This window comes from Micromonospora sp. NPDC093277 (genome assembly GCF_044765245.1).
Taxonomy (GTDB): Bacteria; Actinomycetota; Actinomycetes; order Mycobacteriales; family Micromonosporaceae; genus Micromonospora.
This window is the reverse complement of record NZ_JBIWJO010000003.1, coordinates 73,742-87,557: the sequence shown is the minus strand read 5'-3', so window position 1 is coordinate 87,557 and position 13,816 is coordinate 73,742. Positions and strand designations below refer to the sequence as shown.

Genomic DNA, 13,816 nt, shown 5'->3' with positions numbered 1-13,816 from the left:
CCAAGGATGATCCAGCACCACCCGAAGAAACAGCAGGTCAGCCACCGCATAGGGTGGCTGACCTGGGCGACGGACGAGTCGACCTGTACGCCGGATTCTGTTACCGACGCGGTCCGAAGGCGCGTCGGCGGCGGCCATCCATCTCGGCCTGCCGTCGCCGGCAGGCTCCAGCGGCCTACCCGCAGACATCGGGCGGGCAGCCCTCAAGCGTCTGCGCGGACCGTCGCCTCGCGGTGACGGCCCATTCTTGGCCTTGCTCCGGGTGGGGTTTACCGAGCCATCCCGGTCACCCGGGATGCTGGTGGGCTCTTACCCCACCGTTTCACCCTTACCGTCCCGTATCGGGCCGGCGGTCTGTTTTCTGTGGCACTGTCCCGCGGGTCACCCCGGGTTGCCGTTAGCAACCACCCTGCCCTGTGGAGTCCGGACGTTCCTCGGCGACGGGCCGCAAAGCCCGTCGACGCGACCGCCCGGTCGACTCGTCCGTCGCGTCCATCATCCTAACGACGCCCGCGCCGTCGCCATTTCCCGGCCGGCGGTCCGCAGCGTCACCAGGACCAACCCAGGCGTCGCCAGGCACCCGTGAAGGCCACCCGCTACCAGGCCGATATGAGCGGCTCGTTGAAGATCCGCTCGCCCGTTGCCGGTTCGCGCAGTACCCCCGATCCCAGCACCTTGCCGTCCGCGTCCAGCGCCCGCAGGGTCGCCTGCGTACCGATCGGCAGGGTGAGCAGGGCGGCCCCGCCGGTCACCGGCGCGCTCGCCCGGACCTTCCCGTCGGCCACCGCCTCGATCCGCGTCGCGCCCTTGTAGGGCACCACCAGGAGTTGGTCGGTGAGCAGGGCCCGGTCGCCGTCGAGAGCCGGCACGCGGACCGCCAGCAGGTCGGGCGCCGGGGCGTAGCCGGTGGCGACCAGCGCTGGTCGCAGCGGGCCGACATCCGACGCGGGCTCGGTCGGAGCCGGGTCCCGGACCGTGGCGAGGGCCAGCAGCGGGCCGGCACCGGTGTCGCCCACCAACAGCAGGGTCGGCCCGCCGCCCCGCGCGGTGAGCAGCGCGGCCTCGCCGCCGGGCGGGTCGAGCCGGCCGGACCACCGGATCACCGGCCGCGCCTCGTCGACCAGGCCGGACTGGCGGGCCAGGACCCGATACGTCTGCCCAGCCTCCCGGGCCACCGTCGTGTTGGGGAATTCCGAGGTCGGCGCCCAACGGCCGTCGTCCGGATACGTCTCGGCGACGGTGCCGGCACGGCCTGCCCCGGCGGGTCGCATCGGCTCCTCCTGCCGGACTTGCCCGTCGCACTCGACTCGCCACCAGCCGTCGCTGGTGTCCTGGTCGACCAGGAGATAGCCGTCGGTGGGCTGGGCCTGCCACTGCCGCCGCAGGCCGGACTCCCCGGCGTCGGCGGTCCGGCTGATGGAGACGCGGCAGCCGGCCGGGGCGAGGCCGAGCAGCGGCTGATTCTGCACGCCGGGCGGCTGAGAGTGGACGCCGATGAGGTTGAACGGGTCGACCGGCCCGATCCACAGCACGTCGTCGCTCCGCAGCCGCGCCGGTGCTGCCCCGGCCGGGCCCTCCGAGACCACCAGGGCCGCCGACTTCGCCGAGTGGTAGACCAGCACCACCTGGCGGTACCCGGCGGACTCATCGGCGAAGAGCACCTTCACCGTCGGCAGGTCCGCGGATATGTGCAGCTCTTCGCGTTCGCGGTCGAAGAGCCGGGCCAGGTCGGCGACGAACGCCGTGTCCCCGGCCAGGCTGCCCCGGGTGGGCGAGTTGATCAGACGCCAGCCCCACGGCGAGTCGACCGGCTGGCCGTGGACGGGTGGCGGGTCTTCGGACTCGTGGTGCAGGCCCGCGGCGTTCAGCGCTGCGGGACCGGTCAGCGCCGCCGCCAGCACCGCGGCCACCGCCGCCGCCAGGCCGGCGAGGCGACGCCGACGGCGCCGTCGCGCGTGCCGCATCACCAGCTCGTACGGGTCGGGGTCCGGGACCACCGTCTCGGCGATCCGGGCCAGCCCGGCCCGCAGTTCGTCCACGCTCATGCCCGCTCCCCCAGCAACCCGTTGACCACCCGCGGCCCCGGCGCGGCCAGCACCTCCCGGAGCCGGGCCAGCCCGCGGGCCGCCTGGCTCTTGACCGTTCCGACGGAGCAGCCCATCGCCTCCGCCACCGCTGCCTCCGGCAGGTCCTCCCAGTAGCGCAGCACCAGCACCGTGCGCATCCGCACCGGCAGGCGGTCCAACGCGGCCAGCAGCTCGTCCCGGATCACCACCGCCTCGGTGCTGTCCGGGCCGGCCCGGTCCGGCACCGTCGAGGTGACAAGCTCCCGCAGCCCGATGCGGCGCCAGCGGCTGGTCCGCTCGTTCACCATCGCCCGGCGCACGTACGCCATCGGCTCGTCGACGCGTCGCCAGTGCCGCATCACCTTGAGCAGGGCCTCGTGCACCAGGTCCTGGGCCGCGTCCCGGCTGCCCGTCAACAGGTACGCGGTGCGCAGCAGGTCGGCGTAGCGGATCTCCACGAATTCGCGGAACTCCGGGTCATCCACCGGCGGACCCCCTGTCGCGATGATGCACAGCTCGCTCCCCTCGTCGGCCCGGTCGATGGGAACGACGCGGCAGGGTAGCGAAAGGTTGAGTTCGGTCCGAGCCGTACTAGCCTCGGGGCCCATGAACCTCTCCGACGTCGCGCTCCTGGTCGCCGCCGGCCTCGCCGCGGGCACGGTGAACGCGGTGGCCGGGGGCGGTTCGCTCATCACCTTCCCGGCCCTGATCGCGACCGGCCTGCCACCGATTCCGGCCAACGTCACGAACTCCGTGTCGGTGTTTCCCGGGTACGTCGCGGCTGTCGCCGGCAGCTGGATGGACCTGTCGCGCGGAAGGCAGCTGTGGCGCCTGCTGCCCACCGCGATCGCCGGCACGATCGTGGGCTGCCTGCTGCTGCTCTCCACCCCTGCGCGGGCGTTCGAGCTGGTGGTGCCGTTCCTGGTGCTGGGTGCGACCGCCGTACTCGCCTTCCAGGATCCGCTGCGCCGGCTGGTCGGCCACCCGGCCCACCTGAGCCCGCGCCGCCGTACCGTCAGCGTGCAGGCCATGGTCGCGATCGGTTCGGTGTACGGCGGCTACTTCGGCGCGGCGCTCGGGGTGATGCTGGTGGCCGGCCTGGCGCTGGTGCTGGACACCACCCTGGCCCGGGTGAGCGCCATCAAGAACCTGCTCTCGGCGGTGGTGGGGCTGACCACGCTGGTGGTGTTCGCGCTCTTCGGCCCGGTCCACTGGGCGGCCGCCGCGGTGGTCGCCCCGGCCACGGTGACCGGCGGCTACCTGGGCGCCCGGCTGGTCCGCCGGCTGCCGCCGGTGGTGCTGAAGACGGTCATCGTGGTGTTCGGCACGGTGATCGGCCTCTACCTGCTCTCGCGCGCCCTGCGATAGGCGCCCTGGGACACCGAACCGCCCCGGCGCGGCATCGCGCAGGGGCGGTTCGACCAGGACGGGACGGAGCTCAGTACGCCTCGCCGACCGGTTCCTCCGGGGAGTGCTCGGCGCCGCGGGCGGCCCGGTTCCACCTCGACCAGAGCACCCGCTCGCCGTAGCCGGCGGCCATCAGGTGCGCGAAGGCGAGATAGATCAGCACGCCGACGGCGAGCACCCCGAAGCCGACCCAGAACGGCAGGGCCAGCCCGTGTTCGGCGAGCTTGCCGGCGATGATCGGGGCCGGCGCGGCGGCGCCCCAGCGGACCAGGTTGAACGCGCCGGTGGCGACCCGCCGGTCGGCGGAGCCGAGGCCGAGCGCCAGGTCGGTGAGGTTGGCGTTGGCCAGTCCCATGAAGAGGCCGGCGAGCACCAGCACCACCAGCGACTCGGCGGTGCCGGAGGAGGTGGCGAAGAGCACCATGCAGGCCAGCAGGCCGGTGATGGCGACGCCGACGGTCTGCACGGCGCCGATCCGGTGCGCCAGCCGGTGACCGATCAACAGGATGCCGGCGGCCAGGCCGAGGCCCCAGCCGGTGAAGGCCAGCCCGAGCGGGATCACGTCGAGGTGCAGGTAGAGCGGCGTGTAGCCGAGCACCACGAAGAAGACGAAGTTGTAGGCGGCGGTGACCACGCAGAGCGTGATGAACGCCGGCTTGCGGTACGTCGAGAAGATCTGGCCGACGCGTACGGGAGGCTGCCGGCGGGCCGGTTCGCGGAGCTTGCGCGCGGCGACGCCCAGCGCGAGCACCATGAACACGCCGCAGACGAAGAACGGCAGCCGCCAGCTCACCTCGCCGAGCAGGCCGCCGATCAGCGGGCCGACGGCGAAGCCAAGCCCGAGCGCCGTCTCGAAGAGGCCGACCACCCATTCCCGGTCGTTGGCGAGGTTGACCAGCACCACCATCGCGGTGGCGAAGAACATCGCGTTGCCCAGCCCCCACACGCCGCGTAGCACGGAGAGCTGCACGATGTCGTTGCTGAACGAGGCAAGGATCGCGGCGAGGCCGACCACGGTGACCCCGGTGATCAGCACGGGTTTGAAGCCGAACCGCCCGCTGGCGAGGGTCGCCGGGATCATGCCGACCGCCATCACCGCGATGTACGCGGTGAACAGCAGCTCGACCTGCCAGGCGGTGACGCCGATCGCCGCGCCGATGGCGGGCAGGATCGGGTCCACCACGGCGATGCCGGCGATGGCGAGGAAGGCCACCAGCGTGGTGGCGTAGATGGCACTGCGGTTGGGCTCGGATCCCCGATCCACTCCGCCTCCCTAGATAGCTGTATCTTACAGTTAATTCGGTTGTATCATACAGCTATGACGGACGACCGCAGCCAGGAAACCGGCCAGGACGAGATCACCCTCGGCCGGATCGAGACCGAGGTGGCCCTGCTGATGCGACTGGGCGAGGCGACCCGCCGGGCCACCGGCACCGCCGAACACCGGGTGCTGGACCGGGCGGCGTACGTGATCCTGCGATACCTGGACACCGCCGGCCCACAGAACGTCTCCGCGCTGGCCGCCCGGCTCAACCTGGACGGCTCCACGGTCACCCGGCAGGTCGCCGCGATGCAGCGGGACGGCCTGATCACCCGTACGCCGGACCCGGCCGACGGGCGCGGCACCGTGGTCTCCGCCGCCCCCGCCGGGCTGCAGCGGATGGCCGCCGTCCGGGCGGCCCGCACCCGGCTCTACGGCGACATCCTCGCCGCCTGGTCGCCCGACGACCGGGCCACCCTCGCAGAGCTGCTGCACCGCCTCAACGAGGCCCTCGACTCGCGCAACCGCCCCCGCTGAGAACCGCCGTGCGCGTGTCAGGAAGGGCCCCCTGTACAACGCGAGGCGTCAACAGGGGGCCCGTCCTTTCAGGCGACCGGCTCGCGGGCGGACTCGGCGCCGCGGTCGGGGCCGGGGGTGACCCGCGGGTCGCCCTCGTCGGCGAAGTAGTCGTCCCGGGTGGTGGCGTCCACCCCGTCGGCGACCTTGCCGGCTCGCAGGACCAGGGTGAGCAGCGCGGCGACAACCAGGTTGACCAGAACCGCCACGATCCCGACGTAGATCGTCTTCGGGGTGTCGAAGCCGAACTTCTCCAGCGGGAAGGCCGAGCCGGCGAAGTGCTTCTTCCCCGTCGCCGGGTTCGCGACCTGGTAGAGCATCCACATGCCCAGCGCCATGCCGGCCGCCCAGCCGGCGATCAGCGCGCCCCGATGGAACCAGCGGGTGTAGAGGCCCAGCGCTACCGCCGGCAACGTCTGGAGGATGATCACGCCGCCGATGAGCTGCAGGTCGATGGAGAACTGCGGGTCGAGGAAGACGATGCAGGCGACCGCGCCGACCTTCACCACCAGCGAGGCGATCTTCGAGACGTTGGCCTCCTGCGCCGGGCTGGCATCCCGCTTCAGATACTCCTTGTAGATGTTGCGGGTGAACAGGTTCGCCGCCGCGATCGACATGATCGCCGCCGGCACCAGCGCCCCGATGCCGATCGCCGCATACGCGATCCCGGCGAACCAGCTCGGGAACTGCGCGTCGAAGAGCCGCGGCACGATGGTGTTGGTGTCCACACTGCCCGCCTTGGCCCCCGCCAGCGGCGTCACGTTGGCCGCGATGGCCATGTAGCCGAGCAGCGCGATCAACCCGAGCAGCAGGCTGTACGCCGGCAGCGCGGACATGTTCCGCTTGATCACGTCCCGGTTCCGGCTGGCCAGCACGCCGGTGATGCTGTGCGGATAGAGGAACAGCGCCAGCGCCGAACCGAACGCCAGGGTGACGTACTGGAGCTGGTTGTTGGCGTTGAGCAGGATGCCGTCACCGGGGGCCGGAGATGCCTGGAACTTCGCGTCCGCCGCGTCGAAGATGCTGCTCCACCCGCCCAGCTTGTGGGGCAGGTAGATGACCGCCACCAGGATCACGACGTAGATCAGCGAGTCCTTGACGAACGCGATCAGCGCCGGCGCGCGCAGCCCGGACTGGTACGTGTAGGCCGCCAGGATCGCGAACGCGATGATGATCGGCAGGTGCCGGGCCACCGCGCTGTCCCCGGTGACGCCCATCGTCTTGAGCACCGCCTCGATGCCGACCAGCTGCAACGCGATGTACGGCATGGTCGCCACGATGCCGGTGATCGCGACCAGCAGCGCCAGGATCGGCGAGTCGAACCGGCTGCGGACGAAGTCGGCCGGGGTGACGAAGCCGTGCCGGTGCGACACCGACCAGAGCCGGCAGAGCACCAGGAACACCAACGGGTAGATGACGATCGTGTACGGCACGGCGAAGAAGCCCGCCGCGCCGGCCCCGAAGATCAGCGCCGGCACCGCCACGAAGGTGTACGCGGTGTACAGGTCACCGCCGACCAGGAACCAGGTGATCCAGCCGCCGAAGCTGCGCCCGCCCAGCCCCCACTCGTCGAGGTGCGCCATGTCGCGCGGCGCCCGCCATCGGGCCGCCACGAAGCCCATCGCGCTGACCAGCAGGAAGAGGACGGTGAAGACGATGATCTCGGTCAGATGGTCGCGCATCACCGGTCACCCCGCCTCTTCGTCATCTGGTAGACCAGCGTGGTGGTGCCGACGCCGAGGATGATCCAGGCCAGTTGCAGCCAGTAGAAGCGCGGGAATCCGAAGATCCGGGGTGAGTCGGCGTTGAAGAAGGCCGGGATCAACGGCACCACGATCGGGATGAAGAGCAACCAGTTCCAGGGGCTGCGATCGGTCGCCCTGGACCGCGCCGTGCTCGGCGCCTCCGGTTCGGGTGCTGCCATGTGACACACCTCCGGGAAGTCGTGACTCGCCAGGTAACGGCCGGAGGTTACGGCCATGTGACCCAGGTCACGTCCATCCCGGTGGCGATGCTGCGCCGAGCGGCCCCCCGCCTGCGCCGAACGGCGGAGGCGGACGGCGGAGGCGGACGGCCGACGCGCTGCATCGGAGGTCCCGCGGTCAGGAGGAGGTCAGGTGGGCGGTGTCGTTGACCGAGCGGACCGCGACGCCGCCGTCCGGGTAGAGGTCGAGCACCGAGACGCCCGCGGTGTCCAGGTAGAGCCGGTGCAGGAAGGCGTCGCCGGCCGCGAGCGCGTCGCGCAGCACCAGCTTGATCGGTGAGACGTGGGAGACCACCACGACCGTCTCCCCCGGGTACGCGGTACGCAGCCGCTCGACCGCCCGGCCGGTGCGCTCGGCGACCGCGGCGAACGACTCGCCCTGCGGCGGGGCGACCTGAGTGGAGGCGAGCCAGGCGTCCAACTCCCCCGCCCAGCCCTCCCGCACCTCGGCAAAGGTCCGCCCCTCCCAGACCCCGAAGTCGCACTCGATCAGGTCGTCGTCGGGGCGTACCGGAGGGTTGCCGACGGCGGCGGCGATCGTCTCGGCGGTGGCCGTGCAGCGGGACAGCGGGGAGCTGACCACGGCCGCGACGGACGGCGCGAGGGCGGCGACCCGGGCGGCGGTCGCCCGGGCCTGGGCCCGACCCCGGTCGGTGAGCGGCACGTCGTCGCGGCCCGAGTAGCACTTCTGCACGGTCCGCCCGGTCTCGCCGTGCCGGACCAGGATCAGCCGGGTCGCGGTCTCGGTGGGGCGCGGCTCCCACGAAGCCGGCGTGGTGGCCGGATCGGTGCCGGTGGCCCGGCCCACGGCGGCCCGCGTCGCCGCCTCGCGCGCCGCCGCCCGGGCGGCCGAGTCGGCGGCGGCCACCTCGCGCGGCGGTTCCACGATCCGCGGCGACTCGACGGTCGGCCGGGCCGGCGCCCGGCCCGCGGCAGCGTCCATCGCCGCGTTGGCCAGGGCGTCCGCGTGCCGGTTGCGCTCCCGGGGCACCCAGGTGAACCGTACGCTCTCGAACCGGCCGACCAGGCCGGCGGCCTGCGCGGCGAGCGGTCGCAGCCCCGGGTGCTTGATCTGCCAGCGGCCGCACATCTGCTCGACCACCAGCTTGGAGTCCATCCGCGCCTCGACCTCGGCCGCGCCCAGCTCGGCGGCGGCCTCCAACCCGGCGATCAGACCCCGGTACTCGGCGACGTTGTTGGTGGCCGTGCCGATCGACTCGGAGCGCTCGGCCAGCACCTCGCCGGTCTCCGGATCGCGGACCACCGCGCCGTAGCCGGCCGGGCCCGGGTTGCCCCGCGACCCGCCGTCGGCCTCCACCACCACCCCGCGCACCGCCACGACGGTTACAGCCCCGACTCGCTGGTCCGGACCATGATCCGCCGGCACTCCTCGCAGCGCACCACCTCATCCGGGTCGGCCTTGCGGATCCGGGCCAGGTCGGCGCCGGAGAGTTCCAGCCGGCAGCCACCGCAGCGGGCCGCGGTGAGCAGCGCCGCGCCGAGCCCGGTGTCCTCGCGGATCCGCTCGTAGAGGGCGACCAGGTCGGCCGGGAGGTCGTTGGCGAGCGGCTGGCGGGCGGAGCGCTTGAACTCCTCCTCCTTGGCGATCTCGGCCAGGCTCTCGTCGCGGCGCTGCTCGGTGCCGGTCCGCCGGTCCCGGGCCTCGGCGATCCGGCGCTCGACGCCGTCGAGCACACCCTGCCCGGTCTCGCGCTGCTCCATCAGCTCCAGCTCGGCGTCCTCCAGGTCGCCCTGGCGGCGGTTGAGCGAGGCCAGCTCGTGCTGGATCGCCTCCAGTTCCCGGGCCGGGCCGCTGCCGGCGGCCAGCCGCGCCTCGTCCTTGCTCTTGCGGGCGCGTACCTGGTCGACGTCCTTCTCCAGCCGGGCGATGTCCCGGTCCAGGTCGTCGACGGCCACCTGGGCGCGGACCCGCTCGTCCTCCAGCGCGGAGAGTTCCCGCGCGAGCGCCTCCAGCTCGGCCCGCTCGGGCAGCGACCGGCGGCGGTGGGCGAGCTGGGCGAGAGTGGTGTCGATCGCCTGCAGGTCGAGCAGCCGACGCTGCACCTTCGGGTCAGCCTTCACGGTCGGGGCTCCTTGTCGTCCGGTCGGGTGCGGCGGCGTGCACGGTCCACGGGTCGGTGTCCAGGTCGGACACCACGGTCTCGACGCCCAGCTCGTCCCGCAGCTGGGCGGCCAGGTCGTCCAGCCAGGGTCGTTCGGTCGCCCAGTGGGCGGCGTCCAGCAGCGCCGGGCCACCGGCGGCGAGGTGCTCACCGGCGGGGTGGTGGCGCAGGTCGGCGGTGAGGAAAGCGTCCACGCCGGCGGCGGTCGCCTCGGCGAGGAAACCGTCCCCCGAGCCGCCGCTGACGGCGAGGCTACGAACCATACGCCGAGGGTCACCTGCGGCGCGAACTCCCCAGGCCGTGGCGGGCAGCACCGCGGCGGCGTGCCGGGCCAGCTCGGCGAGGGTCATCGGGGTGGGCAGTTCGCCGATCCGGCCGATGCCCCGCCCGGGGGCGTCGGCCGGCGACCCGGGCCGCGGCCGGTGCAGCGGACGCAGCCCGGTCAGCCCGAAGCGGGCCGCGAGAGCGTCGGAGACACCCGGGTCGGCCACGTCCGCGTTGGTGTGGGCCGCGTACAACGCGACGTCCGACTTGATCAGCCGATGGACGATCCGCCCCTTGTACGTGGTGGCGGCGACCGAGGAGACGCCGCGCAGCAGCAGCGGGTGGTGCGCGACGATCAGGTCGGCCCCGGCGGTGAGCGCCTCGTCCACCGTCTCGGGCACCACGTCGACCACGCAGGCGATCCGGCGCACCGGGTTGGCGGGCTCGCCGAGCACCAGGCCGACCCGGTCCCACTCCTCGGCCCAGGCGGGCGGATAGCGGCGATCCAGCGCGGCCACCACGTCGGCGACCGTGGGTGGGAATCGGGTTGTGCTCACGGCCGGCCAGCTTACCGGCGTCGAGACTGCTCTCACGCCCATGGCGGTCAGGAAGGGGCCCGTGTATTACAGAATGCGTTGACAAGGGGCCCCTGCTACACCTCAGCCGACCGGGGCGGCCGGACGCGGAGTGCCACGCAGCGCGGCGAGGCCGACCGCCCAGGGGAAGTCGTGCAGGTGCCGCTCGCCGGTGCCCGGCGGATGCAGCGGTACGACATGATCGCCGAACACGACCCGCACCCCCCACTCCCGCAGCCGCTCCAGGCTGGCCCGGAACGCCGGGTGCGCGGCCATCGCCGAGTTGGTGTACGGGACGGCCGCGATCGGCAACCCGAGCCCCTGCGCCTCGACCAGCAGCCCGAGCGCGAGGGTGTCGGCGATGCCGACCGCCCACTTGTTGACCGTGTTGACCGTCGCCGGGCAGACCAGCATCGCATCCGCCTGCGGCAGCACGTCCGGGTCGCCCGGGTTCTTGTAGTGGGTGCGTACCGGGTGACCGGTCTGCCGGGCCAGCGCCGTCCGGTCGACGAATTTCGCGCCGTCCGGCGTGGTGACCACGGAGACGTCCCAGCCGTCCTGCTGGGCGAGGTCGACGAGGCGGCCGACGTCACGGGCCAGCGGCGAACCGCAGGCGATGACATAGAGCACCCGGCGGCGCCCGAGGCCGATGCGCGGACCGTTCATCCGACCGGCACCGCGCTCATGCCGCCACTCCGCTGATGATCCGCTCGCTCATACGCCGACGCCCATGTGCTCGGCCAACTCCGCGATCGGTGCGGGCGGCGTACCCCGGGTGCGACGGAGCACGTCCGACATCACCTCGTGGGCGATCGGCCGGCAGCGGATCTCGGACGGGGCGAGCCGGTCGCCGCGCAGCAGCATCTCACCCGCGTTCGCGATGTCGCCGATCTGCGCGTAGCCGCGGGCGATGTCGAGCAGGTGGTGCGCGCGCCGCTCGGGCAGCAGGCCGTTGAACGCGGTCTCGCAGATGGCCTGGTGGATCTCCACGGCCCGGCCGCCGTCGCCCAACTCCACCGCCGCGGCGGCCCGGTGCAGCTCCAGATTGGTCGGGCCGAACGAGGTCCAGTAGTGGTTGTGGTCCCCGCCGACCAGGGTGGCCGCCTCCTGGGCCCCGGCGAGCAGGTCGTCCACGGTGGCGGAGTCGCCGATCCGGGCGGCGGCCATCGCACCCTGGAGCAGCAGCATGCCGTAGACGGAGAGCCGGCCCGGGGTGGCCTCGTTGTCGCCGCCGGGAGCGAGCCGGTTGGCGATGTTCACGTTGAGTTCGAGCGCGGGCCGGGCCCGACCCATCGCCACCAGCGCGTTGCAGACCCGGGTGGTGGCGATGCCGGCCAGCAGCGGGTCGTCGGCCCGCTGGGCGACCGCCATCGAACGGTCGGCGGCCAGCCAGGCCAGCTCGCACTCGCCGAGCTTGCGCAGCACCGAGGAGGCGATCTGATAGACCTGCCCGAGCAGGTGGGCCGCCTGCGGGGCCCGGTCTCCGCCGTGGCCGGCATCCGCGGCCTGGGCGTCGCGCAGCAGCTTCGGCAGCGCCCGGGTGAGCATCCCGTAGCGGCCGTACTGGTAGGTGAGCCAGGCGTGGTTGACCGCCTTGCGCATGTCGTCCAGCGGCGGGGGGTACGGCGCCGCGTCGAAGTACGCGCTCATCGAGTCGTACCGCTCCAGCGCGGCGCGGATCTCCTCGACCTCGACCTGGTCGATGCAGTTGAAGGCGTCGGTACGCCGCTCCGGGTCCTTGCCGAGCAGCAGTTGCACGTCGAGCTGGAGGATGTCGGCGATCTCGTAGAGGACGGAGAACTTGTCCAGCCGCCGCACCCCGCGCTCGACCTTGTCGACCCAGCTCTTGGACTTGCCGAGCCGGTCGGCGAAGACCTGCTGGGACATCTTGCGACGGCCGCGCCAGTACGCCACCCGGCGGCCTATGGGCAGTTCGTCCATCTCGCCATCCCTCCCCCACCACGTCCGGCTGATCTCCTCCGGGCGGCGATCGCGACGACCCGTCGGTCCCGCAATGTCCCCCTGGTCGCACAGTCTGTACGTCAACCTTACGGTCAGCCCTCGTAGTTTCCGTGCAAGTTGCATCAGCCGTTCGTCAGGTCAACGAGTGTGGGTTACGGCAGTGACGGCGCTCGACGTGCGATGTGGACACCGTCTTGCCGGGGCGAGAGGGGATGGCGCAGATGTGGGAGACCGTCGGACCGCGCATGGCTCGCCTGTCGCCACTGGAACGGGTCCGGCTGCGCCGGGTCGCCGTCCGGTACGCCGCACACGGCTGGGAGGTGACGCCCGGCGCCTGCCTGGCCAACCACCGCTTCGTCTGCGGCCGCGCCGGCTGTCCCACCGTGGGCTGCCATCCGGCCCTTGAGGACTGGGAGCACGCGGCGAGCGCCGACCCGGCGAGGGTGGCCACCTGGTGGCGCAGCCGCCCACACGGGGTGCTGCTGCCCACCGGGCGCTCGTTCGACGTGCTGGAGGTGGCCGCCCACTTCGGCCGGCAGGTGCTGGACACCGTCGTGTCCCACCCGGCCGGCTTCGGCGTACGCGGGCCGGTCCTGGTCACCCCCACCGGCCGCTGGATGTTCCTGGCCCGCCCGGGTGACCCGCTCCGGCCGGAGCTGGAGCAGTGCTTCCACGTGGTCCGGCACGGTCCCGGCTCGTGGATCCCGGCGCCGCCCACCCCGCTGCCCGAGGGGACGGTGCGCTGGGCGGTCGCCCCCGAGCAGGCCCGCTGGCAACTGCCCGATTCGTACCTGGTGCAGAACGCGCTGATCGACGCGTTGCGCTCGGCCGGCATCACGCTCGCCCCGGGCCTGCTCCCCGGCCAGCTCCCCTTTCCCCGCCGCGCCCCCTGACCGGCGGTTCCCCGACAGCGTCCTCCCCCACACCGGACTCGTTGGACCAGGTGAGAGCGCGTTCGCGCCAGAGCGGGGGTTGAGATGTCACGAGACGACGCGGCCCGCCACACCGGCGGCACCGAACCATCACGACACCACCGCCGTCCGCACCGCTGGGCCGGCACCCGGCCCTGGGGCACCCGCCCCGGCCGTCCCCGGCCGACCGGCTCCCGCCCCAACATCACCTACCGCCCCGTCCGCTGAGGCGCGGATAAGCCCACACTGCGGTGGTCCGCCCGGAAGATCCGGACCGGGCATGCCTGCCCGACTCGATCGAAAGTAGCTGTAGCAGCGGCGCGTGACCCGCCGCCGTTACGGGTATGCCCCCGAACCGCTGAAGCCGTGAGGGGAAGGACCCGCCATGCTCAGCAAAGAGGATCAGCGCAGGTTCGAACAGATCACCCGCCAGTTGCGGGAGAGCGACCCGCAGTTCTTCGCCCGGCTCGAGGACCGGGCCCGGGCCCGCCGAGGCCGATATCTGATGCTGTTGACGATCGTGCTGTGGGCCTCGCTGCCGGCGATGACCGTGCTGGCCGGGCGGCTGGCCGGCGCGATCTGTGCCGTGGTGCTGCTGGCCAACGCCGGATTCATGTGGCGATTCCGGCGGCGTTGGCTATGACCGCGCCGACCGTCCCATCCGTGCCGGGACACTGCCCGAACGGG

At 72.6% G+C, this 13,816-nt stretch carries 14 protein-coding genes and 1 other RNA gene; 4 read left to right on the top strand and 11 right to left on the bottom strand.

Annotated features, from left to right (window positions below):
• Positions 1–70: 70 nt before the first annotated feature.
• The 3 genes from rnpB to ACIRG9_RS08385 form a co-directional block, all read right to left on the bottom strand.
• Positions 71–482: RNase P RNA component class A (gene rnpB, locus ACIRG9_RS08395), an RNA gene on the bottom strand.
• A gap of 114 nt (positions 483–596) precedes the next feature.
• Positions 597–2,045, bottom strand: a complete 1,449-nt coding sequence (locus ACIRG9_RS08390; RefSeq protein WP_402852153.1) for a hypothetical protein — start codon at positions 2,043–2,045, stop codon at positions 597–599.
• Entirely contained in the window at positions 2,042–2,551 is a 510-nt protein-coding gene (locus ACIRG9_RS08385; protein WP_402852150.1) for a SigE family RNA polymerase sigma factor, read from the bottom strand. The genes ACIRG9_RS08390 and ACIRG9_RS08385 overlap by 4 nt, the downstream gene beginning before the upstream one ends.
• A gap of 121 nt (positions 2,552–2,672) precedes the next feature.
• Here ACIRG9_RS08385 and ACIRG9_RS08380 point away from each other — a divergent pair, with 121 nt between their 5' ends.
• Complete coding sequence (locus ACIRG9_RS08380; RefSeq protein WP_402852147.1) at positions 2,673–3,434, top strand: sulfite exporter TauE/SafE family protein; 762 nt, start codon at positions 2,673–2,675, stop codon at positions 3,432–3,434.
• Positions 3,435–3,504: 70 nt separating this feature from the next.
• Here ACIRG9_RS08380 and ACIRG9_RS08375 read toward each other — a convergent pair whose 3' ends face one another.
• Positions 3,505–4,737, bottom strand: a complete 1,233-nt coding sequence (locus ACIRG9_RS08375) for an MFS transporter (protein WP_402852144.1) — start codon at positions 4,735–4,737, stop codon at positions 3,505–3,507.
• Between the two features lie 54 nt (positions 4,738–4,791).
• On the opposite strand from ACIRG9_RS08375, the gene ACIRG9_RS08370 reads away from it, so the two are divergent.
• Positions 4,792–5,271, top strand: coding sequence for a MarR family winged helix-turn-helix transcriptional regulator (locus ACIRG9_RS08370; protein ID WP_402852141.1), 480 nt, complete (start codon positions 4,792–4,794; stop codon positions 5,269–5,271).
• A 68-nt stretch (positions 5,272–5,339) separates the two neighbouring features.
• On the opposite strand, the gene mctP is transcribed toward ACIRG9_RS08370, so the two are convergent.
• The 7 genes from mctP to ACIRG9_RS08335 form a co-directional block, all read right to left on the bottom strand.
• Positions 5,340–6,995: a monocarboxylate uptake permease MctP gene (gene mctP, locus ACIRG9_RS08365; RefSeq protein WP_402852138.1), complete on the bottom strand. Its 1,656-nt coding sequence runs from the start codon at positions 6,993–6,995 to the stop codon at positions 5,340–5,342.
• Positions 6,992–7,234, bottom strand: a complete 243-nt coding sequence (locus tag ACIRG9_RS08360) for a DUF3311 domain-containing protein (protein WP_402852136.1) — start codon at positions 7,232–7,234, stop codon at positions 6,992–6,994. The genes mctP and ACIRG9_RS08360 overlap by 4 nt, the downstream gene beginning before the upstream one ends.
• A 178-nt stretch (positions 7,235–7,412) precedes the next feature.
• Entirely contained in the window at positions 7,413–8,633 is a 1,221-nt protein-coding gene (locus ACIRG9_RS08355; RefSeq protein ID WP_402852133.1) for a bifunctional RNase H/acid phosphatase, read from the bottom strand.
• A gap of 5 nt (positions 8,634–8,638) precedes the next feature.
• On the bottom strand, positions 8,639–9,376 hold the full coding sequence (locus ACIRG9_RS08350; protein ID WP_402852130.1) for a zinc ribbon domain-containing protein: 738 nt from the start codon (positions 9,374–9,376) through the stop codon (positions 8,639–8,641).
• Positions 9,366–10,238, bottom strand: coding sequence for a Nif3-like dinuclear metal center hexameric protein (locus tag ACIRG9_RS08345; RefSeq protein ID WP_402852127.1), 873 nt, complete (start codon positions 10,236–10,238; stop codon positions 9,366–9,368). Before ACIRG9_RS08345 ends, ACIRG9_RS08350 begins: the two co-directional genes overlap by 11 nt.
• 102 nt (positions 10,239–10,340) lie before the next feature.
• On the bottom strand, positions 10,341–10,922 hold the full coding sequence (locus tag ACIRG9_RS08340) for a flavoprotein (protein WP_402852125.1): 582 nt from the start codon (positions 10,920–10,922) through the stop codon (positions 10,341–10,343).
• 48 nt (positions 10,923–10,970) lie between these two features.
• Positions 10,971–12,197, bottom strand: coding sequence for a helix-turn-helix domain-containing protein (locus ACIRG9_RS08335; protein ID WP_402852122.1), 1,227 nt, complete (start codon positions 12,195–12,197; stop codon positions 10,971–10,973).
• A 242-nt stretch (positions 12,198–12,439) separates the two neighbouring features.
• Between ACIRG9_RS08335 and ACIRG9_RS08330 the strand changes: the two genes are divergently transcribed.
• Both ACIRG9_RS08330 and ACIRG9_RS08325 read left to right on the top strand, forming a co-directional pair.
• Positions 12,440–13,111, top strand: a complete 672-nt coding sequence (locus ACIRG9_RS08330; protein ID WP_402852120.1) for a bifunctional DNA primase/polymerase — start codon at positions 12,440–12,442, stop codon at positions 13,109–13,111.
• Positions 13,112–13,514: 403 nt separating this feature from the next.
• Positions 13,515–13,772, top strand: a complete 258-nt coding sequence (locus ACIRG9_RS08325; RefSeq protein WP_402852117.1) for a DUF3040 domain-containing protein — start codon at positions 13,515–13,517, stop codon at positions 13,770–13,772.
• Positions 13,773–13,816 lie beyond the last annotated feature (44 nt).

Bases quoted from the DNA above. Each gene is read 5' to 3' on its own strand.
- ACIRG9_RS08390 (WP_402852153.1), bottom strand. From the start codon at position 2,045: ATGAGCGTGGACGAACTGCGGGCCGGGCTGGCCCGGATCGCCGAGACG.
- ACIRG9_RS08380 (WP_402852147.1), top strand. From the start codon at position 2,673: ATGAACCTCTCCGACGTCGCGCTCCTGGTCGCCGCCGGCCTCGCCGCG.
- ACIRG9_RS08370 (WP_402852141.1), top strand. From the start codon at position 4,792: ATGACGGACGACCGCAGCCAGGAAACCGGCCAGGACGAGATCACCCTC.
- ACIRG9_RS08360 (WP_402852136.1), bottom strand. From the start codon at position 7,234: ATGGCAGCACCCGAACCGGAGGCGCCGAGCACGGCGCGGTCCAGGGCG.
- ACIRG9_RS08340 (WP_402852125.1), bottom strand. From the start codon at position 10,922: ATGAACGGTCCGCGCATCGGCCTCGGGCGCCGCCGGGTGCTCTATGTC.
- ACIRG9_RS08335 (WP_402852122.1), bottom strand. From the start codon at position 12,197: ATGGACGAACTGCCCATAGGCCGCCGGGTGGCGTACTGGCGCGGCCGT.
- ACIRG9_RS08330 (WP_402852120.1), top strand. From the start codon at position 12,440: ATGTGGGAGACCGTCGGACCGCGCATGGCTCGCCTGTCGCCACTGGAA.
- ACIRG9_RS08325 (WP_402852117.1), top strand. From the start codon at position 13,515: ATGCTCAGCAAAGAGGATCAGCGCAGGTTCGAACAGATCACCCGCCAG.